General features: G+C 52.8%; 25 protein-coding genes and 2 pseudogenes. 5 read left to right on the top strand and 22 right to left on the bottom strand.

From position 1 onward, the window contains the following. The first annotated feature begins 40 nt into the window (after nt 1–40). Complete coding sequence (locus tag D7024_RS06780) at nt 41–1,087, top strand: two-component system sensor histidine kinase NtrB (RefSeq protein ID WP_121451105.1); 1,047 nt, start codon at nt 41–43, stop codon at nt 1,085–1,087. A gap of 26 nt (nt 1,088–1,113) precedes the next feature. Here the strand turns inward: D7024_RS06780 and D7024_RS06775 are convergent, their stop codons facing one another. The 7 genes from D7024_RS06775 to D7024_RS06745 all read right to left on the bottom strand — a co-directional run bounded on the left by D7024_RS06775 (nt 1,114) and on the right by D7024_RS06745 (nt 10,047). Continuing rightward, the gene (locus tag D7024_RS06775) at nt 1,114–1,743 is read right to left on the bottom strand and encodes an MBL fold metallo-hydrolase (protein WP_121451104.1); all 630 of its coding nucleotides are present in this window, start codon (nt 1,741–1,743) and stop codon (nt 1,114–1,116) included. A 39-nt stretch (nt 1,744–1,782) separates the two neighbouring features. After that, nucleotides 1,783–2,232: a D-aminoacyl-tRNA deacylase gene (gene dtd, locus D7024_RS06770; protein WP_121451103.1), complete on the bottom strand. Its 450-nt coding sequence runs from the start codon at nt 2,230–2,232 to the stop codon at nt 1,783–1,785. 14 nt (nt 2,233–2,246) lie between these two features. Beyond that, entirely contained in the window at nt 2,247–4,394 is a 2,148-nt protein-coding gene (locus tag D7024_RS06765; RefSeq protein ID WP_121451102.1) for a RelA/SpoT family protein, read from the bottom strand. 39 nt (nt 4,395–4,433) lie between these two features. Further along, nucleotides 4,434–4,952 (bottom strand): adenine phosphoribosyltransferase, encoded by a 519-nt coding sequence (locus tag D7024_RS06760; protein WP_121451101.1) that lies wholly within the window; start codon nt 4,950–4,952, stop codon nt 4,434–4,436. Nucleotide 4,953: 1 nt separating this feature from the next. Continuing rightward, nucleotides 4,954–7,815 carry a single-stranded-DNA-specific exonuclease RecJ gene (gene recJ / locus D7024_RS06755; protein ID WP_121451100.1) on the bottom strand — a complete coding sequence of 954 codons (2,862 nt, stop codon included), beginning with the start codon at nt 7,813–7,815 and terminating at the stop codon, nt 4,954–4,956. 107 nt (nt 7,816–7,922) lie between these two features. After that, nucleotides 7,923–9,632, bottom strand: a complete 1,710-nt coding sequence (locus D7024_RS06750; RefSeq protein WP_121451099.1) for an FAD-dependent oxidoreductase — start codon at nt 9,630–9,632, stop codon at nt 7,923–7,925. Between the two features lie 136 nt (nt 9,633–9,768). After that, nucleotides 9,769–10,047, bottom strand: coding sequence for an acylphosphatase (locus tag D7024_RS06745; RefSeq protein ID WP_121451098.1), 279 nt, complete (start codon nt 10,045–10,047; stop codon nt 9,769–9,771). 136 nt (nt 10,048–10,183) lie between these two features. Between D7024_RS06745 and D7024_RS06740 the strand changes: the two genes are divergently transcribed. Next, nucleotides 10,184–10,537: a hypothetical protein gene (locus D7024_RS06740; RefSeq protein ID WP_121451097.1), complete on the top strand. Its 354-nt coding sequence runs from the start codon at nt 10,184–10,186 to the stop codon at nt 10,535–10,537. Here the strand turns inward: D7024_RS06740 and D7024_RS15135 are convergent. From D7024_RS15135 to D7024_RS15355, 5 genes and pseudogenes are all read right to left on the bottom strand, one after another. Further along, nucleotides 10,515–10,709 carry a DUF6485 family protein gene (locus D7024_RS15135; protein WP_121452494.1) on the bottom strand — a complete coding sequence of 65 codons (195 nt, stop codon included), beginning with the start codon at nt 10,707–10,709 and terminating at the stop codon, nt 10,515–10,517. The genes D7024_RS06740 and D7024_RS15135 overlap by 23 nt on opposite strands. 230 nt (nt 10,710–10,939) lie before the next feature. Further along, nucleotides 10,940–12,325 carry a methyl-accepting chemotaxis protein gene (locus tag D7024_RS06730; protein ID WP_121451096.1) on the bottom strand — a complete coding sequence of 462 codons (1,386 nt, stop codon included), beginning with the start codon at nt 12,323–12,325 and terminating at the stop codon, nt 10,940–10,942. Between the two features lie 63 nt (nt 12,326–12,388). Further along, entirely contained in the window at nt 12,389–12,583 is a 195-nt protein-coding gene (locus D7024_RS06725; RefSeq protein WP_121451095.1) for a hypothetical protein, read from the bottom strand. 385 nt (nt 12,584–12,968) lie between these two features. Next, nucleotides 12,969–13,322: a magnesium chelatase subunit ChlI family protein gene (locus D7024_RS06720; RefSeq protein ID WP_279221018.1), complete on the bottom strand. Its 354-nt coding sequence runs from the start codon at nt 13,320–13,322 to the stop codon at nt 12,969–12,971. Continuing rightward, nucleotides 13,320–13,439: pseudogene (locus tag D7024_RS15355) on the bottom strand (ATP-binding protein); the annotation flags it as partial. The pseudogene D7024_RS15355 and the gene D7024_RS06720, both read right to left, overlap by 3 nt. A gap of 140 nt (nt 13,440–13,579) precedes the next feature. Between D7024_RS15355 and D7024_RS15595 the strand changes: the two are divergent. The 3 genes and pseudogenes from D7024_RS15595 to D7024_RS06705 form a co-directional block, all read left to right on the top strand. Continuing rightward, on the top strand, nt 13,580–13,756 hold the full coding sequence (locus D7024_RS15595) for a helix-turn-helix domain-containing protein (RefSeq protein ID WP_121451093.1): 177 nt from the start codon (nt 13,580–13,582) through the stop codon (nt 13,754–13,756). Between the two features lie 172 nt (nt 13,757–13,928). Continuing rightward, the gene (gene tnpA / locus D7024_RS15645) at nt 13,929–14,051 is read left to right on the top strand and encodes an IS66 family insertion sequence element accessory protein TnpA (protein WP_435374058.1); all 123 of its coding nucleotides are present in this window, start codon (nt 13,929–13,931) and stop codon (nt 14,049–14,051) included. Then, nucleotides 14,051–14,236 (top strand): annotated as a pseudogene (locus D7024_RS06705) (transposase domain-containing protein); the annotation flags it as partial. The gene tnpA and the pseudogene D7024_RS06705, both read left to right, overlap by 1 nt. Before the next feature lie 381 nt (nt 14,237–14,617). Here D7024_RS06705 and D7024_RS06695 read toward each other — a convergent pair. The 10 genes from D7024_RS06695 to D7024_RS06650 all read right to left on the bottom strand — a co-directional run bounded on the left by D7024_RS06695 (nt 14,618) and on the right by D7024_RS06650 (nt 24,671). Then, on the bottom strand, nt 14,618–16,165 hold the full coding sequence (locus D7024_RS06695; protein WP_121451091.1) for a sodium:solute symporter family protein: 1,548 nt from the start codon (nt 16,163–16,165) through the stop codon (nt 14,618–14,620). 21 nt (nt 16,166–16,186) lie between these two features. Then, nucleotides 16,187–16,372, bottom strand: a complete 186-nt coding sequence (locus D7024_RS14775; RefSeq protein ID WP_121451090.1) for a hypothetical protein — start codon at nt 16,370–16,372, stop codon at nt 16,187–16,189. Nucleotides 16,373–16,736: 364 nt separating this feature from the next. After that, nucleotides 16,737–16,883 (bottom strand): acyl-CoA dehydrogenase family protein, encoded by a 147-nt coding sequence (locus tag D7024_RS15590; RefSeq protein WP_165859299.1) that lies wholly within the window; start codon nt 16,881–16,883, stop codon nt 16,737–16,739. A 156-nt stretch (nt 16,884–17,039) separates the two neighbouring features. Next, the gene (locus D7024_RS06680; protein ID WP_121451088.1) at nt 17,040–18,635 is read right to left on the bottom strand and encodes a fatty acid--CoA ligase; all 1,596 of its coding nucleotides are present in this window, start codon (nt 18,633–18,635) and stop codon (nt 17,040–17,042) included. Between the two features lie 687 nt (nt 18,636–19,322). Next, nucleotides 19,323–20,462 carry an acyl-CoA dehydrogenase family protein gene (locus tag D7024_RS06675; protein WP_121451087.1) on the bottom strand — a complete coding sequence of 380 codons (1,140 nt, stop codon included), beginning with the start codon at nt 20,460–20,462 and terminating at the stop codon, nt 19,323–19,325. 27 nt (nt 20,463–20,489) lie between these two features. Beyond that, nucleotides 20,490–21,710, bottom strand: a complete 1,221-nt coding sequence (locus D7024_RS06670; protein ID WP_121451086.1) for a thiolase family protein — start codon at nt 21,708–21,710, stop codon at nt 20,490–20,492. A 20-nt stretch (nt 21,711–21,730) separates the two neighbouring features. Continuing rightward, nucleotides 21,731–22,507, bottom strand: coding sequence for an SDR family oxidoreductase (locus D7024_RS06665; RefSeq protein ID WP_243113718.1), 777 nt, complete (start codon nt 22,505–22,507; stop codon nt 21,731–21,733). A gap of 20 nt (nt 22,508–22,527) precedes the next feature. Then, on the bottom strand, nt 22,528–23,388 hold the full coding sequence (locus D7024_RS06660; protein WP_121451085.1) for a 3-hydroxyacyl-CoA dehydrogenase family protein: 861 nt from the start codon (nt 23,386–23,388) through the stop codon (nt 22,528–22,530). A 75-nt stretch (nt 23,389–23,463) separates the two neighbouring features. Next, nucleotides 23,464–24,246, bottom strand: a complete 783-nt coding sequence (locus tag D7024_RS06655; protein ID WP_121451084.1) for an enoyl-CoA hydratase/isomerase family protein — start codon at nt 24,244–24,246, stop codon at nt 23,464–23,466. Next, a complete protein-coding gene (locus D7024_RS06650) occupies nt 24,246–24,671 on the bottom strand; it encodes a MaoC family dehydratase (protein ID WP_341466998.1) in 426 nt (141 codons plus the stop codon). The genes D7024_RS06655 and D7024_RS06650 overlap by 1 nt, the downstream gene beginning before the upstream one ends. Between the last annotated feature and the right edge of the window lie 157 nt (nt 24,672–24,828).

The raw sequence follows: 24,828 nt of genomic DNA, 5'->3' as shown, positions 1-24,828 counted from the left end.
GAAGGTCAAAGACCAGCTCATTTTTAAGGAGGACAAAACCATGTTTTCCCCTGATTTCATCTGGGACAACCTCCCCGCCGGGCTGCTCGTTATCGATCACCAGGCCAGGATCAGAATTTTTAACCGCACCCTGGCAAATCGTACCGGCCTTCCAGCAGAACAGATGATCGGGCAACGGTACCCGGAAATTTATCCTGGTACCAATAAATTAAAACTTCTGGAGGCCCTTTACACCGGCAAAGTTTATGATCAGATCAGAGCAGAGGAGGTTCTCCCGGTACCCCACACAAGCATTCTCGCGGCAAGCTGCCGGCCCATAATTACCGCCGGCGGGACCATTACCGGAGCGCTGGCCCTGTTCACGGAAAACGCCCACCTCAGGGAGATGCAGCAGACGGTAATGAAAGCAGATAGACTGGCAATTATGGGCCAGCTGGCCGCGCAGGTGGTGCATGAAGTGAAAAACCCTCTCACCACCATTAAAGGTTTTCTGCAGCTGCTAAAAGAAGAAAGCCACAATTTTCCCAAGCAGCAGGAATACCTGGACATCATGCTGGAAGCCATAGACCATGCCAACGCCATTATTACCGATTTCTTACAGCTGGCCCGGCCGGGATGTTCCTGCTGGAAACGTTACGCCCCGGAAAAACTGCTGTCCGAGGTTTGCCTCTTAATGGAAAGCGAGGCTGCTCTGAGAGATATTACCATCAGACAGGTTATCCCTGAAGTGCTGCCCCCGGTATGGATTGATCCCGAGCAGATGAAACAGGTGCTGGTGAACATCATTAAAAACTCGCTGGAAGCCATGCCCGAAGGTGGACAGGTTACCATTGAAACCAGTTGCCGTACCCAGGAGCTTTTAATCACCATCTCCGATACTGGAATGGGTATGAATGAACTTGTTCTGGAAAACATCTTTGAACCCTTTTTTACCACCAAAGCATCCGGCACGGGCCTGGGCATGTTCATCGCCAAACAGATTGTACATAAACACCAGGGTGATATAAAGGTAGAAAGTGTACCGGGAAAGGGTACCACCGTAACCATCAGCCTCCCCATACTTCACCGGGAAGGAGGAATGCCATGATTAAGACCGGGAGTCCCCGGCCTTTTTCACCACTGCCCGTTCAGGAAGGGATTGTATTTGGCTTCTTCACCAATAGTGGAGGCCGGCCCATGACCGGGGAGCACCCTGGTTTCCGGTGGGTAGCAGAGGAGTTTTTCTTTAATCGATTTGATCAACTGCTGGTGACTGCCCCCCGGAAAATCGGAACGGCCCACTGAACCGGCAAAAAGGGTGTCCCCGGTAATCAGGCTGTCCCCCACTTCCAGGCAAATGCCGCCGGGAGTGTGACCGGGAGTATGTATGACCCGCAGGGTTTGCTTACCCACGGTAATGACATCCCCGTCCTCCAGAAGACGATCTGCCGGGGGATAACTGATGGATAAACCCATGTAGAGTGAAAGGTTGCTGCCGGCGCTGGTAAGCATGTGGGCATCATCCCGGTGGATGAGCACCCCGGCCCCCGTGGCCTCTTTAACCTGTCCCAGGGCACCGATGTGATCCACGTGACCGTGGGTTAAAATGATATAACGGCACTTCAAGCTCAATTGTTCCAGGCGGCGCAAGATGCGGCCCCCTTCGGCCCCAGGATCCACCACGGCAGCTTCTTTGGTTTCCGGGCAACCAATGATGTAACAGTTGGCTTCCATAGACCCTACGGGAAATCCCTCTAAAATCAACAAGCATACCTCCTCATTTTCTTGATTAGCGTCGCTCCACTAGAATTCCTTCTTACTGTCCAGGAGCATGGTCACAGGGCCGTCGTTGATGATCTCCACCTGCATGTAGGCACCAAAGACGCCGGTGGCCACTGCCAGGCCCTCTTCCCGCAGCAGGCGGACAAAAAGCTCGTAGAGCTCCCGGGCCTGTTCCGGCCTGGCGGCCCGGTCAAAACCGGGCCGCCTGCCCTGCCGGCAGTCGCCGTAAAGGGTGAACTGGGAGACCACCAGCACTTCACCCCTGGTGTCCAGCACCGAGCGGTTCATTTTGCCCTGTTCGTCCTCAAAAATGCGTAAATGGGCCACTTTTTGCACCAGGTAACGGGCATCACCGGCGTCATCTTCCCGCCCGACCCCCAGCAGCACCACGAGCCCGGGCCCGATAACCGCCACCCGTTCCCCATCAACCGTGACCGAACCCCTGGTTACCCGTTGCACTACTGCCCGCATGATCAATCCCTCTTTTAGCTGGTGCGCCTGACCTCATATATATCCTTTACCCGGTTAATGCGATTGACAATTAAATCGAGCTGCTCCTTGCTTTTCATTTCCAGCAGCAATTCAATTACGGCCTGCTGGTTTTTCAGCCCCCGGGCATTTACCCAGTTGGCACTGATTTTCAATTCGCTCAAAATGGCCATGACATCGCTCAAAAGCCCGGCCCGGTCCATACCGGACACTTCCAGTTTAACCAGGAAGGGGGACTGGAAATCCCCATCCCAGGCCACTTCCACCAAACGATCCTTTTCCCTCTGCTGAAACAAAACCACATTGCGGCAGTCTACCCGGTGAATGGACACTCCTCTCCCCCGGGTAATGTAGCCGACAATGGGGTCCCCGGGTATGGGGTTGCAGCAGTGGGCCAGCCGGATGAGGAGGTTGCCGGTCCCTTTAACCCGGATCCCCTGGGCGGATGCGGATTCCTGGTGAGGTTTCGCCCTTGCAGGCCGGGTTGTCCCGGGTGGAACCTTTGGCGCTTTGATTTCTTCCTTGAGGCGATTTATTATCGCCTGGGCGGTAAGGGTACCGTCGCCCACGGCCGCATACACATCTTCGACGGTGGCCAGGTTGAACCGCCGCCCGAACTGTACAACCCTCTCCCCTTTGAGTAATTCCACATCCACACCCTGCTTACGGGCCTCCCGCTCCAGCGCCTCCCGCCCTTTGATGATGTTTTCCTCCCGCTGTTCCCTTTTAAACCACTGGCGGATGCGGTTCTTGGCCTGGGAGGTCTTGACCACGTTGAGCCAGTCCCGGCTGGGGCCCACGGCGTTTTTTGAAGTGAGAATCTCGACAATGTCACCGTTTTTCAGCTGGTAGTCAAGGGGTACGATGCGCCCGTTGACCCTGGCCCCCACGCAGCGGTGCCCCACTTCCGTGTGCACCCGGTAGGCAAAGTCGATGGGCACCGATCCCGCCGGAAGTTCCACCACATCTCCCTTCGGCGTAAAGACAAACACCGAGTCGGAGAACAGGTCGATCTTTAAGCTTTCCATGAATTCCCTGGCATCCCGCAGCTCCCGCTGCCATTCCAGAATCTGCCGCAACCAGGCCAGCTTTTGATCCAGGTCCCGGTCCGTTTTGCCGCCTTCCTTGTACCGCCAGTGGGCGGCAATACCGTACTCGGCCGTACGGTGCATTTCCCGGGTGCGGATCTGGATTTCCAGGGGTTCTCCCTGCGGGCCGACAACGGTAGTATGCAGGGACTGGTACATATTTGATTTAGGCATGGCGATGTAGTCCTTAAAACGACCGGGGATGGGCTTCCAGAGGGTATGCACCGTACCCAGGACGGCGTAGCAGTCCCGTATCGACTCTACAACCACCCGTACAGCCATCACATCGTAAATTTCACTGAGGTCCTTTTGTTGTTTCTGCATTTTGGTATAAATGCTGTACAGATGCTTGGGCCGCCCCTGGATGTCGGCAAAAATGCCTACTTCGGCCAGCTTCCGCCGTAAAATCTGAATGGCTCCCCTGATATATTCCTCCCGCTTCCGCCTGGTGCGGGATACCCGTTCGGCCAGTTCGTAATACTTTTCCGGCTCCAGGTAACGGAAGGACAGATCTTCCAGTTCCCATTTCAAATGATATATACCCAGGCGGTGGGCCAGGGGAGCGTAGATCTCCAGGGTTTCCCTGGCTATTTCCTTTTGCTTGGCTTCAGTGTGGTACTTCAAGGTGCGCAAGTTGTGCAGACGGTCCGCCAGTTTAATCAGGATTACCCTGATGTCCTGGGCCATGGCTAAAAACATCTTGCGCAAATTTTCAGCCTGATGCTCCTCCTTGGACCGGTACTCAAGGCGGCTTAACTTGGTCACTCCGTCTACGAGCAGGGCCACCTCGTCACCAAATGTGGTCTTGATTTCCTCCAGGGTGACGCTGGTATCTTCCACCACGTCATGGAGCAGGCCGGCCACCAGGGTCTGCAAGTCCATCTCCAGGTTCGCCAGAATATGGGCTACCGCCACGGGGTGGGTGATGAAGGGTTCTCCCGAGATGCGCTTCTGGTCCCGGTGGGCCTGTTCCGCAAAACGATAGGCCTTGCTCAAAAGGGCCACGTCTGCTTGAGGATTATATAAAATTACCCTGTGTACCAGATCCTGGAGCATTAAAGTCACTTCCCTAGAAGTTAAGCAAAAACTGTTCCTTTAATAATTATACTGCACCAGGGAGATTGTGTCATAATTTCTTAGTTTAACCCGGCCCCCAAGCCCGGTTAGTTCAATCAAAAAGACTGCCCCCACCACTTCTGCTCCCAGTTCCTCCACCAGCCGGATGGCATTGTAGGCCGTACCGCCGGTGGCCAGAAGTTCATCGGCCACCAGCACCTTTTGCCCCGGCCGGATGGCGTCCCGATGCACTTCCAGAGCATCGCCGCCAAACTCCAGGTCGTAGTGCCAGGTAAAAACTTCTCCGGGCAACTGGCCCGGCTTGCGCAAAACCACCAGCCCAATTCCCAGGATGTAGGCCAGTGGTGCCCCGATCATTAAGCCGCGGGCCTTGGGACAGACCACCAGTTCTGCTCTTTTATTTTTGCACTCGGCGGCCAGGGACTGGACGGCATAGCGGAAGGCCTGACCGTCCCGCAACAAAGGAGTGATGTCCTTGTAGCTAATTCCTTCCCGGGGATAGTCCGGAATCACACGAATTTTCTGTTTCAGGTCCATTTTACCGCCTCCCTTCTGTTAAAGGACCGGCAACAATTTCCCGAACGGGGGCTTCCAGGGCGTGTTTTTGCCAGGCCAGGGCCTCTTTTTTGAGCTGGTGCAGCCGGCGGTAAGTGGGGGACGCCTCCAGGGACAGCTTTTGCCCGCCTGCAGGACGCAAAGAAACCGGCCACCCGCTTCCCGGGGGCGACCACTCCACCAAACCCAGCTCAGAAAAGACCTTTAAACCCAGGGCCACTGTAAAATCCTGCACCCAGGGGCAGCCGCCGCGACGCAGCAGGCCGGCCAGCTGGCGGGAAAAGCCATCCCCACCCGTTTCCACGGACCCGGCCTCCCGGCCATGCGGGCGAGCACTGTTTTCCCTGGTGGCCCGGTGTAAAAGGGTATACAACCTGGCCAGGGGATCCCTGTCCGGCGCCAGGGCCGCCAGGTAAAAACGGGCCTCCTGCATGTCTTCCGCACCAAAGGGCAGCCAGAGAGACTGTACTTCTCCCGCCAGGGCCGCCGCCAGCAGCAGGTCCCACTCCTCACGATGGTAGGGCAGGTTATAAATCACCAGGTGGCCGGTCCCGGCACCGGCCAGGGCGGGGGCCAGAGCCGGCGTGGTCAGCAACACGTTTATCTCCCCCTGGGCAAAAAGCTGGCGCAGCAGTTCCCGCCGCCGGCTGCTCAGCCAGGGGTGGCAAAAGGCCACCTGCCTCCCGGGGCCGGAGCAAGCCCGGCGCAGGTAAAAGGCCAGCTCGACCGTGCGGTGGGCCGAACCGACCACCACCAGAAGACGCTGCCTCGCGTCGGCCAGCCCGGCGAGCCAGGATGGCCGGGCAAATTGCCCCCGTAAGTCTTCTATCCGAAAGGGGAGTTCTGCGGTTAGCTGCAAAGTATCCGTTGCCCTTTCTGCAGTACAGGCAACCCGGGGGGTAGCTTCATGGAAGTTCAGGCCGCCAGGAATTTGCAGTGTCGCTCCGAGAGGACCGGACCCCTTTTGCTCATATTCTGCCAGTTTGCGCTGGATAAATTCAGGAAAAAAGAAATAAGGGCTCTGGACCGGAGATTTTTCAACTTCAGTATGCAGAGCAACCAGAAAATCATCCAGCCCCCGATCCGGGAATATGCCAGGTTCCTGCCGTGGCGATACCTCTTCCCAGTCTCTGGCTCGTCGCAGATCCTTGATTTCCAGCTGCACCCGTACATTGCCGTTCCACCGGTCGAGGGAAGGCACAAACGCCAGATCCACGGCTTCTCCCGGAGCAAGATTCTCCAGATAACCGACGAGATCAAAACCAATGCTATCCCGTACCGTTCCATTCTCCCGCACCAGCAATTTCAGGTGGCGGCCGTCCCGCCCCACTTCCCGGCAATTAATTACCGCCACACCGCAGCAGGCCAGCAACGGCTCGGGGTTGCCATGGCCGTAAGGGCTCAGGCTATCCAGCTCGGCCACCACTTCACAGGGAATGTCTCCCAGTGAAACCAGGGCGTCTATCTCCAGCCCGGGCCGCAACAAGTCCGGGGACATAACACCGGCGGCATAATCATTAATGGCTTCCCGCAAGGCGTCCACCCGGTCGGCAGCTATGGTAAAACCCACCGCACCCTCATGCCCCCCAAAGGCCAGCAAATGCTCCCGGCAGGAAGATAAAGCCTGGTAAAGATGAAAGCCGGGAATACTGCGGCCGGAACCCTTCCCCTGGCCGCCATCCAGGGATACCAGCAACACGGGCCGGTATAAAATTTCCACCAGCTTGGAGGCCACAATGCCAATAACGCCAGGATGCCAGCCGGGTGAAGCCAGTACCACCACCAGATCCCGGGTACGACCCAGGGCATCCAGCATACCCAGGGCCTCCGCCAGAACCCGGGACTCCACCTGCTGGCGCTCCCGGTTCTCCCGGTCCAGTTGTGCCGCCAGTTCCCCGGCCCGTACCGGGTCCAGGCAAAGCAGGAGTTCCACGGCCATCCGGGAGTCACCCATGCGGCCGGCAGCATTCAACCGGGGAGCCAGGGCAAAACCCACCTCCCTGGTGCCTATTTTTTCCGCCTTCACGCCGCTTACCTGCATCAGGGCCTGCAGTCCGGGATTGGCTGTGGCCGCCAGTTTGGGTAAACCGTGCTTGACCAGCAGGCGGTTTTCCCCAGTGAGGGGTACAATGTCGGCTACCGTTCCCAGGCAGGCCAGGTCAAGATAATCATGCCAGGCAGTTTCTCCCTCTCCGGCAGCCTGCAAAAGCGCCTGGGCCAGTTTCAGGGCCACCCCTACTCCGGCCAGTTCCTTAAAGGGATAGGGGGAATCCCTTCTTTGAGGGTTAATTACCGCCAGCGCGGGTGGAATTTCCTCCGGTACCTGGTGGTGATCGGTGATAATGATCTCCGGCCCGCTGGCCCTGTTTGCTGCTTCCACCTCCTTTTTTGCGCTGATACCGCAGTCCACGGTGATGAGGAGATCGACCCCGGCCTGCCGGGCCCAATGTAACGCATCTTCATGCAAGCCGTAGCCCTGGGTTAAGCGGTGGGGTATGTAATAATCCGCCCGGACACCCAATCGCTCCAAAACCTTAACCATAAGGGCGGTGGCTGTAATGCCGTCCGCATCATAATCTCCGTAAACCAGGATGTTCTCCCGGTTCTTTATGGCCGCCAGAATTCTGGCTACGGCCCGGTGCATGTCCGGTAGCAGGTATGGATCTCCCGCCTGATTTAAATTGCCCTTAAGAAAAAGCCGGGCATCTTCAACCGTCAACACTCCCCGGTTGACCAGTAGACGGGCAAGCAGCGGCGAAATTTCCAACTCCCGGGAGAGGATTTGCTGCAACACCGGATTTTCTTCTTTAACACGCCAGACTTTTTCTTTTACCATTTTTTGCATACTTCCTACCTCAAGTAGATTATAAATGAACTCCCACAAGCCTGGCAATGGAAAAAGATTAAGGCGCCCGGATGAGAAAACCACCGGGCGCCCGTAGTTATTAAGCCTTATGACTGGCGCGGGCTGGTATCCAGCTCAAAGGGCCAGGCGGCAATGCCTCCTTCAAAGAAGCTTACGTTTGTAAAGCCCAGGCTTGCCAGAATGGTCTGGGCCTCCCAGCCCCGCAGGCTTACCTTGCAGAAAACAATGATTTCACGGTCCTTAGGCAGTTCCTTAGCCCGTTCCCGCAGCTTGCCCAGGGGTATGAATACCACATTGGGATAGGGCAGGCGCACTTCATTAAACTCCGCCGGGGTACGCACATCCAGAAGCACAAAATCCTCCCCGGCCGCAAGGCGTTTCTTCACCTCCAGGGGATTGATGGATCTGGCCCGCCCGTCAAGCTTGTTGCGCAGGCAGTTGGCGGCATGGGTAAGGGGATCCAGGGCGGTGGAGAAGGGCGGCGCATAAGCCAGGTCAAAAGAGGCCAGCTGATCCACCGTTGCCCCCATGCTCAGGGCCGCCACCGCCACATCAAGACGTTTACCAATATCCCCCGGTCCCAGGATCTGGGCACCCAGAAGCTTGCGGGTGGAAGCATCGGCCACCAGCTTGATGATAATGGGCTTGCTCCCCGGGTAAAAATGGGCCCGGTCGGGCGCAGGGCAGATAAAGGACTGTACATTGTAACCCAGGCGGCGGGCTTCGCTTTCGGAAAGGCCCGTACGGCCGATATTCATTTCAAAAACTTTGAGAATGGCTGTTCCCAAAACTCCGGGGAAAGTGTCCCGGCCTCCGGCCACGTTATCGCCAATTACCCGGCCGTGACGGTTCGCCACAGAGCCCATGGGGGTGTATACCGGCCGGCCGGAAATGAGGTGGGTGTTTTCCACGCAGTCCCCGCCGGCATAGATATCCGGATCCGAAGTCTGCAGATACTCATTTACTTTAATGGCTCCCGTTTCACCGAGATCGAGCCCCGCTTCCCGGGCCAGTTCCACCCGCGGCCTTACCCCCGCCGCCACAACCACCAGATCCGCGTCAAAGGAACCGGCGGTGGTGACGACCCGGGCCACAGCACCATTCCCATCACCTTCAATGCGTTCCACCCTGCTGCCCAGGATTAATTGCACACCTTTGCCGCGCAGAACCCTTTCCACAAGGATGGAAAGCTCCGGGTCTAAAAGGGTTGATAAAACGTGGTCCATCATCTCCACGATGGTGATCTCGGCTTTTGTTCCCAGGACATCGGCCAGTTCCAGGCCAATCAAGCCGCCCCCAATAATGACCACCCGGCGGGCAACCTGCTCAACCGCCTGGCGAACAGCCCGGGCTTCATCCAGATTCCCCAGTGTGTATACACCGGCCAGATCCACACCGGGAATGGGCGGCCGGACCGGTTTGCTGCCGGTAGCCAGAACCAGCTTATCGTAGGGGAGGTCGTACGTTTCATTGGTGGCTAAATTGGTCACCCGGACGGTCTTATTTTTCCGGTCGATGGCTTCGGCCCTGGTACCGGTGAGTACGTTAATATCCTTAACATTGCGGAAAAAGGCCACATCCCGCACCACCCCTGCCGGCGTAGCCATCAGCTCCTCATGCTTTTCCACCATGCCTCCAATGTAAAAGGGCATGCCGCAACCAGCATAGGAAAGGAAACTTCCCTCTTCAACAATAGTTATTTCCGCCCCGGGGTCGCAGCGCCTGGCCCGGGCAGCCGCTTTCGGCCCCGCTGCCACGCCTCCGATAATCAATATTCTTTTTCTTTTTTCATCCATGGTTGATCCCCCTTTGTTACTATTGGGTTGCTATATTGTTATTTCGCGATAATACGATGGATTCCTTTTTTACCGAAAAGAAAAAATGCTTGAAATAAAAAATAAGCCCCCGCGGTAAAAAGGGAGCTCTAAAAAGCTAGACCGTAGGAGCAATGGTAAAATCATTGAATTCTCCCCGGTAAGGTTCATCGATCACTTCTACTTTTTCCACCCGGGAAGAAGGCGACCCTTCCCAGCACCAGCGGAGCATTTGCTCTACCGCCCCATCTTCGCCCTCAAAGATGGCCTCCACCCGGCCGTCTTTGAGGTTACGCACCCAACCGGTTACGCCAAATTTGACGGCCGCATCCCGGGTATAAACACGAAAGTACACGCCCTGCACTTTGCCGCTGATATAAACGCGCTTGCGCAGCAAAAAGTCACACCCCCTCATGGCTCAGGCAAGATGCTTCCACGACATGCCGGGTGCAACGCTTCAAGTGTGTACGGGTACACATCACACATGGCATACATAGTATACAGCAAAAGCGCGACACAAAGGAGGGAATCCAATGCCTGAAATCCCCCATGATTTCTTCACCGTGGAAACCTTAAGCACCTTTGGCGGGCTGGTTCTTTTTGTTTCCATAGTTACCGCCCTGCTGAAAACTCCCATTAAGGAACGGTGGGGAGACTGGGCCGTCCGCCCGCTGGCCATCGCGGTAGCTTTTTTAACCCAACTGTTTGTGGTGGCCGTCCGGGGGACCTTAAGCCTGGAAGCGGTGGGGCTGGCGCTTGTAAACGCCTTTTTAGTGGCGGCAGCAGCCAGCGGTACCCATGAATACCTCTCGGACCCCCTGGCCAGAAAAAAACGGCCCGATGAAATGGGTTTATTAGAAGTTTTTAACCGCGGTAAGACTGAATAAACCGGGCGATGGAACGGTCGTACGTCCTTTCAACATCCGGGGGGAAGAAACAACCGGGCAGCTGGTTTTGTTTACGGTGATAGGCAATACACTCACAACACTTTCCTTTCCGGGAACAGGGCTCATAAGTGCAGGTACATTGAATTTTATTTTTTTCCACATGGCATTCCATCACCTGGCGCGCACCTCCCTCGAAAATTAAGCTGAAATCACTTCAGCATTATCTTATCCCATGGGAGTTCCGCCTGGCAACCCCCGTAAATATATCTCAACGGTAACGGCCATCCCTCACCCCGGCCCCGACAAGAATAACGCTCCGGCCGAGGTTAAATCCACCGGAGCGCCGGCCGCGGACACATGCTTACCTAAATTAAGTTAATAAGTTAAGTGCCTGGCACCATTTCAAATCTTAAACCGGGCGGCCGCTTCTTCCAGTTCAGCGGCAAGTTTTTGCAGGCTCTCCGCCGCAGCTGAAACCTCTTCCATGGCCGCCGTTTGCTCCTGGGTGGTACCGGCCACATTTTGCACGTTGCCGGCGATTTGCTCGGTGGCGGCCGCCACCTCTTGAATCTGGTTGTTTAGTTTCCGGACTGTTTCCGTAATTCCGGTAAAAAGTTCCCCCACTTCCCTGACGATGAAATTACCGGCCTGCACCTGCCGGGCATTTTCCTCCATGTTCGCAATAGTGCCCGCGGCCCTTTCCTGAATCCGCTGCACCAGCTGGTAAATATCCTTCGCCGCGTCGCCCGACTGATCGGCCAGCTTTCTTACTTCTTCCGCCACCACGGCAAACCCCCGGCCCCGCTCGCCCGCCCGAGCCGCCTCGATGGCGGCGTTCAAAGCCAGGAGGTTGGTCTGGTCGGCAATGCCGGTAATCATTTCGACAATTTTCGAAATTTCCCGGGAGGTCTCCCCCAACTCGGCAATGGCCCTGGCCACCTGGTTGGTCGAGTGCTCGATGCTCTCCATCTGGGTGACCAGCCTTTCCACTTTGGCCTGGCCCTCTTCGGCCAGAGCCGCCGCCTTTTCAGCGGCCTGCGCCACCTGCCCGGCATTACCGGCCCCGTCTTCAACGGCGGCGGCAATTTCGGAAATAGTGGAAGCAGTGCTGGTGGCCCCCTCGCTGGTCTGCCGGGCGCTCTCGGACAGCTGGCTGGCGGCGTGGAAAATGGAACGTGCTCCTTCGGCCACCTTCTGGACAATTTCCCGCAGGTTTTGCTTCATCTGGTTAAACGAACGTGCCAGGGAACCAATTTCGTCCCGGGAGCTGCTTTTGAGGTCGGCCACGGACAAATCACCCGCGGCTATGCGGGAGACGCCCCCCTCCACCATCTGAACGGGCCGGGCGATCAACTGTCCGGTGCAAAAGGCGATTAGCAAGCCCAAAAGCATGGCCATGCCGACGGCCAGGTAGTTCACCATTTCTATCTTGTTTACCAGGACGCTGTTGCTTTCAACCGCCGACTGCAGGGATTTTTCCTGCAAACTCACAAAATCCTGGCCCGCCTTGAGCGCCGCATCTATCACGCCGTGCTTTTCCGCAAGATAGGAAGATATTTCTTCTTGAAGATCCTCCAGTTGCCCGATTAAATCCATTCTTCTGGCCATATTGCTCCCGGTGGCGGGGAGGGCTTTTAATTCCGCCTCATAGTCGATCGCCTGCGTTTTCAGGGTTGTTAAATACCCCGCCACTGACCGGTAATCATCCAGCTTGCGCTGGATCTCCTTGATCAGCGCTTTTTCCTCCTCCGAATCACAAAGGTCCTCCAGCTTCCTGAGCTGCAGCACAGCTTCGGCGCTCTGGTTGCTGTAATTTTTAAATTCCGCTTCGTTGCCAGTTAAGATGTAGCTCTAGAACAAAATGGGCAGCCTTTGGAAAAGCAGGAGGAACTTCTGCGCCTCCGCGGCTTTGAAAACCTCCCGCTGGATAATCCGTTCGTAACCCGCCCTGGCCTGGCGCATCTGGTAAACCTGGAAACCGGCCGCAACGGCAAAAACCAACAGCACGATAATGTAGCCAATTAATATCTTCCAGCGAATTTTCACCGTCCCACTCCTCCTGGTTATCTCATCTCTCATTTTAGCTTTCGGCCATAAATCTAAAGAATTCACCGCCGGCGCTTACCGGAGGTAATTTTTTTCGGAACGGCTCCCGGCCGGATCCCAGGAGGGGTACGTGCAAACGGCGAGCGACCGGCGGGACGGAGGCCGGAAGCGGCGTCCCGGGGTTTGTAATCACCGGTTTGGGTGATGTTGCCGCCCGGTCAAGGCCAGCTTCACTTTTAAAACCGTCAACCTCGATTATTTCCTCCGGCGTCTTCTTCCCGTGGAGTCCGGGGCATTCCCCCGCCCGGTTAAAATCAGGCCCCTGTCTCCGGCCAGTCTTTAACAGATTGTCCGGGCCGGAAAAGCAAACGGCGGCAAAGGGCGTCTACCCCGGCCAGTACCTGGCCTCCAGGCTGCGGTACTGCACCGCCTCGGCCAGGTGGATGGCGTCAATGACATCGCCCCCGTCAAAATCGGCGATAGTACGGGCCACCTTGAGCACCCAGTCATGGGAACGGGCGCTCAGGTTCAACTGGCGGAAAACGGATGAAAACAACGAGCGGGCTTCCCGGGTGAGGGAACAATAACGGCGAACCTGGGCCGGGGTCATGCGGGCGTTGCAGGTAATCCCGGAAGAACCAAAGCGACGGCGCTGTACGGCCCGGGCTTTCTCCACCCGCTTTTTGATCTCTGACGACGGTTCGCCCGGCTCCCGGCGGGCCAGGTCCTCGTAATCCACCCGGGGAACCTCCAGGTGGATGTCAATGCAGTCCAGCAGGGGGCCCGAAATACGCCCCAGGTAACGCTGCACCTGATAGGGGGTGCAGGTGCATTCCCGGACCGGATCGCCCAGGAAGCCGCAGGGACAACCGTGAGGAGAATAACCTTGACCTTTCTATAGAACGGCGGACGAAATTACCCGCATGGCTACTCGGCCATCTTTGGGATGGTGATACTCCAGGAGCCCGTCTTCGCAAGGCTAGAGTCGCAAAAAATATGACTATAAGGGACCTGGCGGCAGTAGTAAATATGACACCGGAGGCTATTAGTAATCTCGAAACGAGTAGGTGTAAAGTCAGCCTCTCGAATTTGCGCAAATTAGCAGATGCCCTTAATGTACAAATATTTCACTTGGGCTGTTTCGAGTGTCTCCCGGAAAAAACTCTCGGATAAAGGATTAGAAAAGCTCTGATGTATCACGGCTTTACCAAAGAAGAATTTGCTCGCAATTGGTGTTGATGTAAAAACTTTGGTAAGCGTCAAACACAACCCACCTTGGCACAATACCCAAGTTTAAGGGATAATCTTCCTCAAAAAATAAGCTCGATGAGGAGGATTTTTTCTTATGACCAAAGCCGAACGGGAAGCGCTATGGGAAACCCGAATAGCCGAATACAAGATGAGTGGGCAAAGCGTCAGAGAATGGTGCGCCGCCCATGAAGGCATCAGCCCCAGGCAGTTATGGTAGCCCGGGCCAGCGCTATTACTTACAGCATCATAGAAACGGCAAAGGAGAATGGGTTGAATCCTTTCCAGTACCTCAGTTATCTTTTTGAAAAACTTCCCAACCTGGACCCTAAAGATAGTAACGCCCTGGATCAGTTGCTCCCCTGGTCCAATTCATTACCCCCTGTCTGCAGGGCTAATAAATAAGCCAGATTATGTCCCCACCTGATTGCAAGGTGGGGTTTATTTTACGCTTACCCATATACTTAAGGGCGCTTTTTTTTGCGCCCTTAAATAGCTTTATTTTATCATTTTATCCCAAAAGCTTTCTCCAGAGCATGGTAACTTTTCGGAAACACCAGCCTGCTACGCATACCCAGAAAAGGATTGGGGAAGCGCATGGCACCCGCTTTATGGGTTGCTCCCAAGCCAGTAAGCACATCTTCGAGCCGTACCCAGGGAATGGCAAAACATATCTCGTGGTCCTGAATATGGGCAATAATCCTTTCGCTGGTACCGCGGACTACCACCAATGTCACTTTAAATCGTTTCTGGTAGAAACGTTGTACCGAAGGTCCAGAAACATCACTATTTGGATATGTTTTTCATGGCCTTAAAGATAACCTGTCTGGTATTTTCGCTGATTTCTGGCTCAAAATAAGGTTCCCAGGCTTCTCTCGGTGGTGGCGGAGAAACATAAGCGGCTATGACGATGCAAAGAGTGGATGCAGCCACTGCCAGCACGATTGCCGGAATTGTGCCAGGCATCGCTTTGATTGTGATCAGGTAGTTAGTGATGACATAAGTTAAGCCACCAACTATGGAACCTAGATAACCTCCCAATTTATTGGCTTTTTTCCAGTACAGGCCCAGGTACATGGGGGCAATGAAAGTCCCACCGAAAAGGCCGAAAACACACGCGGCAGCCATAGCTATAAATGCAGGAGGGTTAAGAGCCAAAATAATCGCAACAATGCCTAAGATGACTAACGTAAATTTGGTCATGGTTATTAGAGTTTGTGGGTTGATTGTTTTACGGCTTAAATTACGAATTATGTCATAGGTTATTGCTAGAGCGCTATGGAACGTCATGGCGTTGGCCGTGGAAAGAGCTGCCGCAAATATTGCTGCCAGCATTATACCGGCAATTACGGGGTTCATAAACTGGGAAATCAACATGGGCATAACCCAGTCTGTTTGTTTACCGGCAGGCATAGTGGGAACAAGTACACGACCCCCGATACCCAAAACCATTAAGCAAAGAAAGACAATTGCAATTATAAACGTTGAAATTAAAGGAGTTAGGATGGCAGTTCGCAAATTTTTGGCCGCAAGTAGGCGCGTAGGCCAGTGGGGAGCCACCGAGGCGCCCAAAGAGTTAGAGATAAATATTCCGATCATGGCTGAAAGAGTAAAGGTACCTAGTGGATCCAGCAGGCCTCCTGGTGGTGTAGGTTTACCTCCTTGTACGGCTGGTGTTGAAATTTCCATCGCCCTAGCAAACATTTCGGACCAGCCGCCAACTTGAGGTAAAATAGCTATGGCAGCAATGACCAAGCCGATCATAATTATAACGGTGTTAAATAGGTCGGTGGTAGCTACTGACCACATGCCGCCAAAAACAGTTACCAGGATAAAAAATGCAAATACGAAAACGCCTACTTCATATGGTATACCTGTTAGCGTAGCAATTATCATACCTAATCCTTTAATCTGGATAGTGACATAAATTAAATAACCAGCGATCATGGTTAAAGAAGCAATAATCTGGATATAGCTTCTTTCTGCAAAGGGTTCGTAACGCAATCTCATAAACTCAGGAACAGTTCTGACGGGAAACTCCGGTCTCCTTATTTTGTAAGCTAAAATTGGCATAAGGGCGTTCGCAAAAAACCAGCCCGCAAACCAGCCAGTGATAGCGGCAAAACCTACACCGTACAGCATGCTAGGGACACCCAGCACGGATGCCGCGCTTACCCAGGTAGCGGTAAAAGTGGCCACGTTGATTACCAACCCCATACTCCATCCGCCCACCGTGAAATCATCTAAGGTACCTGCTTTTTTATACCCCTGCCTGCTGAAATAAATTAATAAAATAAAATATATGATAAAAACCGTAACCTGCACCGCATTCACGCTTACTCACTCCTTCACTTTTTAATGAATTGATAAATTGTTGCTTGATTGATCCTTTTTTGCTGTTTTGGCACCCCATCGTTCTACCCCTGAACGATCAATCTGCTTTAAAAAATACAGGGAATACGTCCAGGGAATAATGATGACGGCAATCCACAGAGCAATGGAAGGCCAACCTTTACACGGAATGCCCAAGAAAGTGTCCATATTTTACTTGCCTCCTTTCTTTTGGTTTAATAATTTCTTTTGCTTCTCGTAAAACCCCAACAACCTTAAAAATTAAGGAATATTGCCATTTTTTGGGATGGATTTCCAAATTATTTGGTATATTTAGATAATTACTGGAGGTGAGTCTCTTTATTGTAACCTATACAAATAATTTTCAGTAGACAACTACTACAAACAAACTCAAAATGCTCACTGACTATGTCGTCACCAAAGAGTTCATCCCTTTAGAGGTAAGAATGGTTTATAACAAATCCACCGGTCACCCCTCTTATCCTCTGGAGTCCATCTTCGTAGTAATTTCACTTGCACAACATTTTGACATGGCCGAGAGTACTACATTCGACTATCCTTGGTCAATCTGCCAAGCGATCCTCCAGAGCAACGCGCGGACGTTCTCAATACTTATTGCCACATCTGCCAACATAAACTGGATAGCCTGGTATGCACTAGAAACAAGTACTTGCCAACCATCAGTTCCAACTGGCAACATCCACTGGCAAAATCGGTTAAGGAGCGCAATGATTGTTTTACGAAATGACCAGGGAAACCCGGATCGTAGGATTCGCATAGCCGTGAAGCCTTGCGTTCACGTAGCCGGTAACTCTTGCTACGGATATTGATGACGGTTGAATTGTTCTCCCCGGATTCAATACACCCTTTTTTCATATCCCTGCCAGTACTTTTCCCGTATTACCCGCTTGAGAATTTTGCCGGTGCCTCCTTTGGGTAGGCTATCGGTAAACTCTATTGATTTAGGAACTTTAAACTTGGCCAAGCGCTCCCGACAATGCTTCAACAGCTCTTCTTCTTCAGCCGTGTAGCCTTCTTTTAAAACTACGATAGCCTTGGGAACTTCACCCCACTTCTCATCCGGCACACCGATAACGGCACATTCGTATATTGCCGGATGTTCGTATAACACCCGTTCTATTTCGATGCTGGCGATATTCTCGCCGCCGCTGATGATGATATCCTTCTTCCGATCCACAATCTTGACATAGCCCTCTTTATCAACAGTGGCCATATCACCGGTATAAAACCACCCGTCCCTGATTACTTTAGCTGTTTCTTGAGGAAGTTTCCAGTATCCCTGCATAACGTAGTTACTTCTTACAATAATCTCTCCAACTTCCCGATCATTTCGTTGTACATCTTCACCCTGTTCATTTACCACCCTGAGATCTACTCCGACTACTTCTAATCCTGTCCTGGCCTGTCTGATCCATCTTGCTTCCTCCGGTTCATTCATGAGATAACTTTTAAGGGCGCCCGACGTTAGATAAGGTGACGTTTCCGTTAAGCCGTACCCTGCAATGCACTCGCACTTCAAACGTTGCTCAATTTCTTTGATCATCTGCCAGGGAGCGGGCGCGCCGCCCAGCACAATTCTTTTCAAGCTGCTAAAGTCATGATTATTGAGCCCGGGGTATTTCATTAACATATTAGCCATAGTATGAACTAGGAATATCTTGGTAATTTTCTCTTGCTCAATTAGCCGGCAGATGGTTTCAGGGTCGAATTTTTTCAACATTACGTGGGTACCGCCCATACAGGTCAGCGCTTGGGGGGTGCCCCAGCCGTTTACGTGAAAAAGAGGTATCGTGTGAAGCATGGCATCCGAGTCGTTGAGGTTGTGGGTGATAATCACACCGAGTCCGTGGAGGTACAGCGAGCGGTGAGTAAGCATCACACCTTTTGGGTTAGCTCCTGTCGTACCGCTGGTATAAAAAAGCTCGGCCATTTCATTTTCATCTATTTCCAGTTCAGGTGGATCATTAGGTGATGAACGGGCCAGCATCTTTTCATAATTGTCAGCATCAAAGTCATAAGATTCATTTTCGTCGCAGAGCATCACGAAATTTTTGACCGTTTTAAGATTAATCATGATCGGTTTTATTAAATCAATGAAATCAGGGTTAAAAAACAGCGCCGTTGCTTCCGAATCATTAAGTATGTAAGCTATCTCTCTGGGGGAAAATCTGATGTTTATGGGCAACAAAACGGCTCCAGCCTGTAACACACCGTAGTAAGCTTCCAACAGGCGGTGGCAGTTGTAGCTAATAAAGGCAACCCGATCTCCCCGTTTTACTCCCATGTCCAACAATCCGTTAGCTAGTTTGTTGGTACGAATTCCAAATTCGCGGTAGGTAAACTTTTTGTCGCCACAAACCACGGCAGTCTTTTCAGGGTAAAGCTTAAGTGCTCTGCGTCTAAAATCCAGAGGGGTAAGGGGTATAATCATCGGGCAAACCTCCCTAAACTCATAATTGTCTTTTAAATTTTCTTCTAAGTATGACCTGCAAAATTAACAGCTCTTGATGGCAGTATCTGGTTTCTTGCATCATGATGGCAATTTTGTTTTACAATCCGTCATAGTTAACAAAACCAATCTTAATCTTGACTTTGACACCTAAAAATTTGAAAGCCTTGAGGCTGTAGGAATGAGGTCACTTCCAATTCCTGGACCCCTTAAATTGTACCACGCGAAAAGTCGAGTAATGACAAGGGTTTCAGGGATCGCTGTCAAAGTCCAGTTAATGGACACTATAACCAGCACCCAAAGGGATATATTACCCCCTCCGGGTCGCACCATTTAATGGAATAAGCACTGAAGGTTACCTAACCAGGACTTGCGAAACCTAAGGCCCTATCCTGTGTCCTTCAGTTTTACCAAGGTGCAAACAAAAACTTTATCAATTCCTTGCCGGGTCAGTTTGTCCAAAGCCAAGTGTTGCTTTAGTAGCAAATCCACCGTTCTATTGAGCTGCCAGTTTAAAAGCTGGAAGCTTTGCAGGTTATACATTTAGCTTTATTTTTAAAATTTCTAATAATACAAATAATATAAACTTAAGCTTACAACTTCCAATTTCGAGCAGTTAAGCAGGAATAGGAACATCGTTTCCCACCCGACCGGTAAATTTTCCACTGCCTACCTGAGCAACTGGCTGGCAATAACCATCCTTTGAATCTGGTTCGTACCTTCATAAATCTGCGTTATTTTAACATCACGCATGAGCTTTTCCATCGGGTAATCCTTCATATAACCGTACCCGCCAAATATCTGCAAAGCGTCCACGGTCACCTTCATGGCCATATCACTTGCGTAACACTTAGACATGGCCGAAAGCATGGTATTAGGTTTACCCTGATCGATATGCCAAGCCGCCTTCCACACCAAGGCTCGGGCGCATTCGATGCCTGTAGCCATATCGGCCAGCATGAACTGGATGGCTTGGTTAGCACTGATGGGCTTGCCAAATTGAACCCGCTCTTTTGAATATTTCAGAGCTTCTTCAAATGCCCGCCTGGCTACACCCAAGGCGGCGGCACCGATACTAGGTCGGGTAATATCCAAGGTGCGCATGGCGATTTTAAAGCCTTCCCCTTCCCGCCCCAGGAGGTTTGAAGCCGGTACCCGTACTTCCTCGATAATCACCTCCCCAATATGTGAAGCGCGGTCGCCCATTTTATCTTCCTTTTTACCCATATACAACCCCGGCGTGTTACCTGGAACCAGAAAAGCGCTGATACCCTTGGTGCCTTTGGTTTTATCCGTACTCGCAAAGATGGTGTAAAGATCCGCTATCCCCCCGTGGGTAATGAAGCACTTAGTCCCGTTCAAAATGTACTCGTCGCCTTTGCGAGTAGCCGTGGTGGCCAGATTGGATACATCGGAACCGGCGTTGGGCTCGGTTAGGGCAAAGGCGGCCAGCGAAGGCTTGGCGCAGAATGGAGTCAGAAATTTTTCTTTCTGTTCCTCGGTACCGGCAATTAAAAGAGGTGTGACCGCTAGAGCGTTACCGCCAAAAGCGCCAAAAATGCCTAGGCACCCGTAGGCCAGCTCTTCGTAAATTAGAACCTGGGTAAGCGCGTCCAGTCCCTGCCCCCCGTATTTTTCAGGGATGTTCAGGTTCCAGAGACCAATTTCAAAAGCCTTTTGAATAACCGGCCACGGCATCTCCGCCTTTTCGTCATATTCTGCAGCCACCGGCACAATCTCTTTCTGGGTAAATTTGCGCGCTAGGTCCCTAATAGCTGTTTGTTCATCGGTTAATTGAAAACTTACCAAAGTTCTATACCCTCCTCAGTTACCATTTTAACCAACCTTAATCAATACTGCGTCCGCCTGGGCTAGGCCCCCACAAATAGCCGCTACTCCGATCCCCCCACCGCGGCGCCTTAATTCATAAATCAACGTCATCATTATCCGCGCCCCGCTGGCGGTATTGGCGTGACCAATGGCAATAGCACCACCATTAACATTAACTTTTTCTTGTAAGGCTTTGTATTTTGCCGTATCACCGCCAGCCAGCATTTTGGTACTCACCAGGGTCACCGCGGCAAAAGCCTCGTTTATTTCTATTAAATTAACATCATCTATACTTAAGCCGGATCTGGTCAGCGACTTACTGATGGCAACCGCCGGGCCTTCGGCCAACAGTGAAGGTTTTGTGGCAATGCTTACCATGTTCAAGATGGTGGCCAGAGGTTCCAGACCCAGTTCCTTCGCTTTTTTGCGGGTGGTGAGAAGCAGAGCCGCTGCGCCATCGTTGAGCCCCGGCGAGTTGCCGGCCGTACAAGTTGGGCTGCCGTAAATGGGCTTGAGCCTAGCTAGTTGCTCCATCGTTGTGCCGGGGCGGTACTGTTCGTCTATATCCAAGACTTTGGTCGACCCATCTTTCTGCGGCAGTTCCAGCGGCATCATCTCTTCCCGAAATTTTCCCGCCGCATGCGCCTCACCATAACGCTGGTGACTTCTGACAGCCCAGGCATCCTGCTCTTCCCGCCCGATACCGTGTTTAAGAGCTACCTCCCCGGCATCTTTAGCCACCGGAGCGTAATCCTTATATCCCAGTTCAAATAGCGGGTCCTCCAGAGTAAGGTGGCCCAATTTCTTACCCTGAAAACGCTGCCCGCGTAACAAGAAGGGTACGGTGCTGAAGCTGGTAACCCCTCCAGCCATAATGATTTCACCTTCACCTGCCCGAATGGTCCGGCAGCCGTAGTTTGCCGCAGACATAGCAGAGACGCAAGCCTTGTCCAGGGAGCAGGACGGCGTTTCCGGCGGTAGGCCCGCCTTAAGCAAGGACTGACGGGCAACTACCGGCGTATAAGGATCTTTGCAGCAGGTTGTATCCCCCACACCCCAAAAAACTTCATCCACCAAGGCAGCGTCGAGATCCACGCGGGCCAGGACTTCCTTCATTACCACGGCGCCCAAGTCATAACAGTCTATATCCTTTAAAGAACCTCCAAATCGGCCGAAGGGAGTCCTCACGGCACTAACCACAACAATATCGTTCAAATTATCGCTCAAAATATTTCACTCCTCTCCCCTTATATACAGAGATACCCACCGTCTACACATAAAACATGTCCCGTGACGTATCTGGACGCCTCTGAAGCTAAGAACACTACAGCCCCTTTTAAATCTTCCTCTCCGCCAAACCGCCGGAGAGGGATATGCTTTAACACCATTTCTCCTTTTATTTCCAGAAATGACCTGGTCATATGGGTGCGAAACCAGCCGGGAGCTATGGCGTTAACGTTAATACCGTACCGGGCCCATTTGGCAGCCAAGTCGCGGGTCATGATCGCCACTGCACCCTTACTGGTCTGATATCCTACGGCGTCCATGACCTCCGGTTCGGCCCCCCTGAAAGACGCGATGGAGGCCAGGTTGATGATCTTGCCGTACCGCTGCCCAATCATTACTCTGCTGACTTTCTGGCAACAGAGAAACGTGCCGGTAACATTAACATTAAGAATCTGCTGCCATCTCTCCAGGGGATAGTCTTCGGCTGGAGCACCCCAGGTAACGCCGGCACTGTTAACCAGAATGTCTATGCGGCCGAATTCTTTTAGCACGGATTCCACCATGGCGTCGATATCGGCCGGCTTACTTACGTCGCACTTTACCGCGATTGCTTTGACTCCAACGGAGCGGAGACGTTCCGCCGTACTCTCGCACCTTTCCACTTTCCGGGCAACCACCCCCACAGAGGCTCCGGCCTCCGCCAGTGCGACGGACGCCTGCTCCCCCAGTCCGCTGGAACCGCCGGTAACTACAGCCACCTTTCCTTCAAGATTGAACAACTCCTGGACCTTCATCATTTCAACCAACCTTTCGTTCATTACTTGTATTCATAAAATCCCCGCCCAGTTTTACGGCCTAAATGCCCAGCCCTGACCATCTGAGCCAGCAGGGGAGCCGGGCGGTACTTGTCACCGAATTCTTTCTGCAGGCATTCCATAACATGTAACAAAATGTCTGCCCCGGCCAAGTCAATCAATTCGAGGGGACCCATTGGGAAGTTCGCGCATACTTTCATAGCTCGGTCAATTTCCTCAGGCTTGTTGCCGTCCATGACGCAGAACACTGCCTCGTTGAGCATGACGTCCAGCACCCGGCTTACAATAAAACCGGCATAATCCACCGCTTCGGCGGGAATTTTTCCAAGGCTTTTCACAAATTCGATTCCGGTTGCCACCGCTTCATCCGAACTGAGCCGGGCACGGATGACCTCCACCCCTTTCATCAACGGTACGGGGTTCATAAAATGCAGGCCGATGACCTTTTCCGGCCTCTTTGTGGCGGCGGCAATGGCTGTTATGGGCAGGGAAGAAGTATTGGAGGCCAGCAGGGCATGTTCCGGCGCAACCGTATCGAGCTGGGCAAAGATTTCTTTTTTCACCGCCAGATCTTCGAATACAGCCTCAATTACTAGATCCGCCCCGGCGGCAGCGCCTGCCAGGCTGTCTGCAATCTGGATTCTGGCCAGTGTGCTTGCCATCTCGTCGCTGGAAATCTTATTTTTTTCCACAAACCTGGAAAGGCTTTTTTTAATGGTGGCCAAAGCTTTTTCCAGGGATTGGGGAGAGCTGTCGTACAGACTCACCTGGTAACCTGCGGCAGCACAAACCTGGGCGATGCCGGAGCCCATAGTTCCGGCGCCGATTACCGAAACTTTTTTAATATCCGTTTTAATATCCATGGGTTGATAAACTCCTTCCTGCTGGTTTTACTCTTTCACTTTGACAGATAAATTTACTTGCTGATTGTTCGAAAGCTACCTTCCTTTGTAAGCTGGCCTGCGCTTTTCCAGGAACGCAGCAATTCCTTCCCGGTGGTCTTCGGTAGCAAAGCAGCAGGCAAAACAATCTATCTCGTAATGCAAGGCGCTGCTAAGATCCATATTTATACCCCTGTCAAGAGCTGACTTGACCAAGGCCAGGGCTGGAGCGGATTTGCCGGCCAGATCCCGGGCCAGTTTGAAAGCCTCTTCCAGTAACTGACCGGCGGGCACCACCTGGTTGACCAACCCCCACTCAAGCGCCTGCTGCGCCGTGATAATCTTGCCGGTAAAGATCAGTTCCTTTGCCCGGCTCAATCCCACCAAGCGGGCCAACCTCTGGGTACCGCCGCCACCCGGTATAATCCCCAGATTAATTTCCGGTTGACCAAGTCTGGCCGTTTCAGCGGCAATCCGCAGGTCACAGCACATGGCCAGCTCACAACCCCCGCCCAGGGTATAGCCATTGAGGGCAGCTATGGTTGGCTTGGACAGGTTACATATTTTCTCCTGGGTGCGGTAAGCCATCAGGGCAAACTCCCTGGCCTCCAAGGGGGAAAGATTTTTCAACTCGCTTACGTCAGCACCAGCCGCAAAAGCCCTGTCACCACTGCCGGTGAGCACAACCGCATGCACTTCCGGATCCTGTGCTATCTCGTCAAAAACCGCTCCCAGTTCCATGAACACAGCGCTGTTAAGGGCATTCAGACTCTCCGGGCGGTTCAACGTTACCAGCGCCACGCCCTCTTCTTTCTGGTATTTCACCACTGTATAACTCATCAGTCCACCTCTTCTTTCAGCATGACCACGGCCTCGCCGTCCAGTACTTGCTCCCCTTTCTGGTTATGACAGGTGGTGCGCAAACGCAATCTGTTTTTGCGGGGAACTTTCTCAATGACTTCCACTTCGGCTGTTATGGTATCGCCAGGATATACCGGGCGAAGGAACTGCAACGATTGAGACAGGTAAATTGTTCCGGGTCCCGGCAGTCTGGTACCCAGAACTGCCGAGATTAAACCGCCGGTCAACATCCCGTGAGCAATTCGCCCCCCGAAAACAGTCTGCCGCGCAAATTCCGCGTCCACATGCAACGGATTTAAATCCCCGGTTATTCCTGCAAAAAGTGTAATATCGCTTTCGGTGACGGTCTTGCTGAAACTGGCCCGGTCGCCCACCTGAATCTGCTCGAAGACCATTCTCTGTATCTCACCCCCTTTGCCCTTAGGCGCTGATAATTTAAACACGCAATAATCGTTCCTTAAGGGACAAATTTTTTAAATCTTTAAAATCGATAAATCTTTAAGAAAAACGGGGATCGAACGTTTAACTTTTAGGCAAGCATATCTATTGTTAAAAGCCACA

It is taken from the genome of Desulfofundulus salinus, assembly GCF_003627965.1.
GTDB classification, from domain to species: domain Bacteria; phylum Bacillota; class Desulfotomaculia; order Desulfotomaculales; family Desulfovirgulaceae; genus Desulfofundulus; species Desulfofundulus salinus.
Note: the sequence above shows the minus strand (reverse complement) of the source record. Positions and strands in the feature narration are given on the sequence as shown.

Coding starts and splice junctions, on each gene's coding strand:
- D7024_RS06780 (WP_121451105.1), top strand. CDS start 41: ATGTTTTCCCCTGATTTCATCTGGGACAACCTCCCCGCCGGGCTGCTC.
- dtd (WP_121451103.1), bottom strand. CDS start 2,232: ATGCGGGCAGTAGTGCAACGGGTAACCAGGGGTTCGGTCACGGTTGAT.
- D7024_RS06765 (WP_121451102.1), bottom strand. CDS start 4,394: ATGCTCCAGGATCTGGTACACAGGGTAATTTTATATAATCCTCAAGCA.
- D7024_RS06760 (WP_121451101.1), bottom strand. CDS start 4,952: ATGGACCTGAAACAGAAAATTCGTGTGATTCCGGACTATCCCCGGGAA.
- recJ (WP_121451100.1), bottom strand. CDS start 7,815: ATGCAAAAAATGGTAAAAGAAAAAGTCTGGCGTGTTAAAGAAGAAAAT.
- D7024_RS06750 (WP_121451099.1), bottom strand. CDS start 9,632: ATGGATGAAAAAAGAAAAAGAATATTGATTATCGGAGGCGTGGCAGCG.
- D7024_RS06740 (WP_121451097.1), top strand. CDS start 10,184: ATGCCTGAAATCCCCCATGATTTCTTCACCGTGGAAACCTTAAGCACC.
- D7024_RS15135 (WP_121452494.1), bottom strand. CDS start 10,709: ATGGAATGCCATGTGGAAAAAAATAAAATTCAATGTACCTGCACTTAT.
- D7024_RS15595 (WP_121451093.1), top strand. CDS start 13,580: ATGACTATAAGGGACCTGGCGGCAGTAGTAAATATGACACCGGAGGCT.
- tnpA (WP_435374058.1), top strand. CDS start 13,929: ATGACCAAAGCCGAACGGGAAGCGCTATGGGAAACCCGAATAGCCGAA.
- D7024_RS14775 (WP_121451090.1), bottom strand. CDS start 16,372: ATGGACACTTTCTTGGGCATTCCGTGTAAAGGTTGGCCTTCCATTGCT.
- D7024_RS15590 (WP_165859299.1), bottom strand. CDS start 16,883: ATGTTGCCAGTTGGAACTGATGGTTGGCAAGTACTTGTTTCTAGTGCA.
- D7024_RS06680 (WP_121451088.1), bottom strand. CDS start 18,635: ATGATTATACCCCTTACCCCTCTGGATTTTAGACGCAGAGCACTTAAG.
- D7024_RS06665 (WP_243113718.1), bottom strand. CDS start 22,507: ATGATGAAGGTCCAGGAGTTGTTCAATCTTGAAGGAAAGGTGGCTGTA.
- D7024_RS06660 (WP_121451085.1), bottom strand. CDS start 23,388: ATGGATATTAAAACGGATATTAAAAAAGTTTCGGTAATCGGCGCCGGA.
- D7024_RS06655 (WP_121451084.1), bottom strand. CDS start 24,246: ATGAGTTATACAGTGGTGAAATACCAGAAAGAAGAGGGCGTGGCGCTG.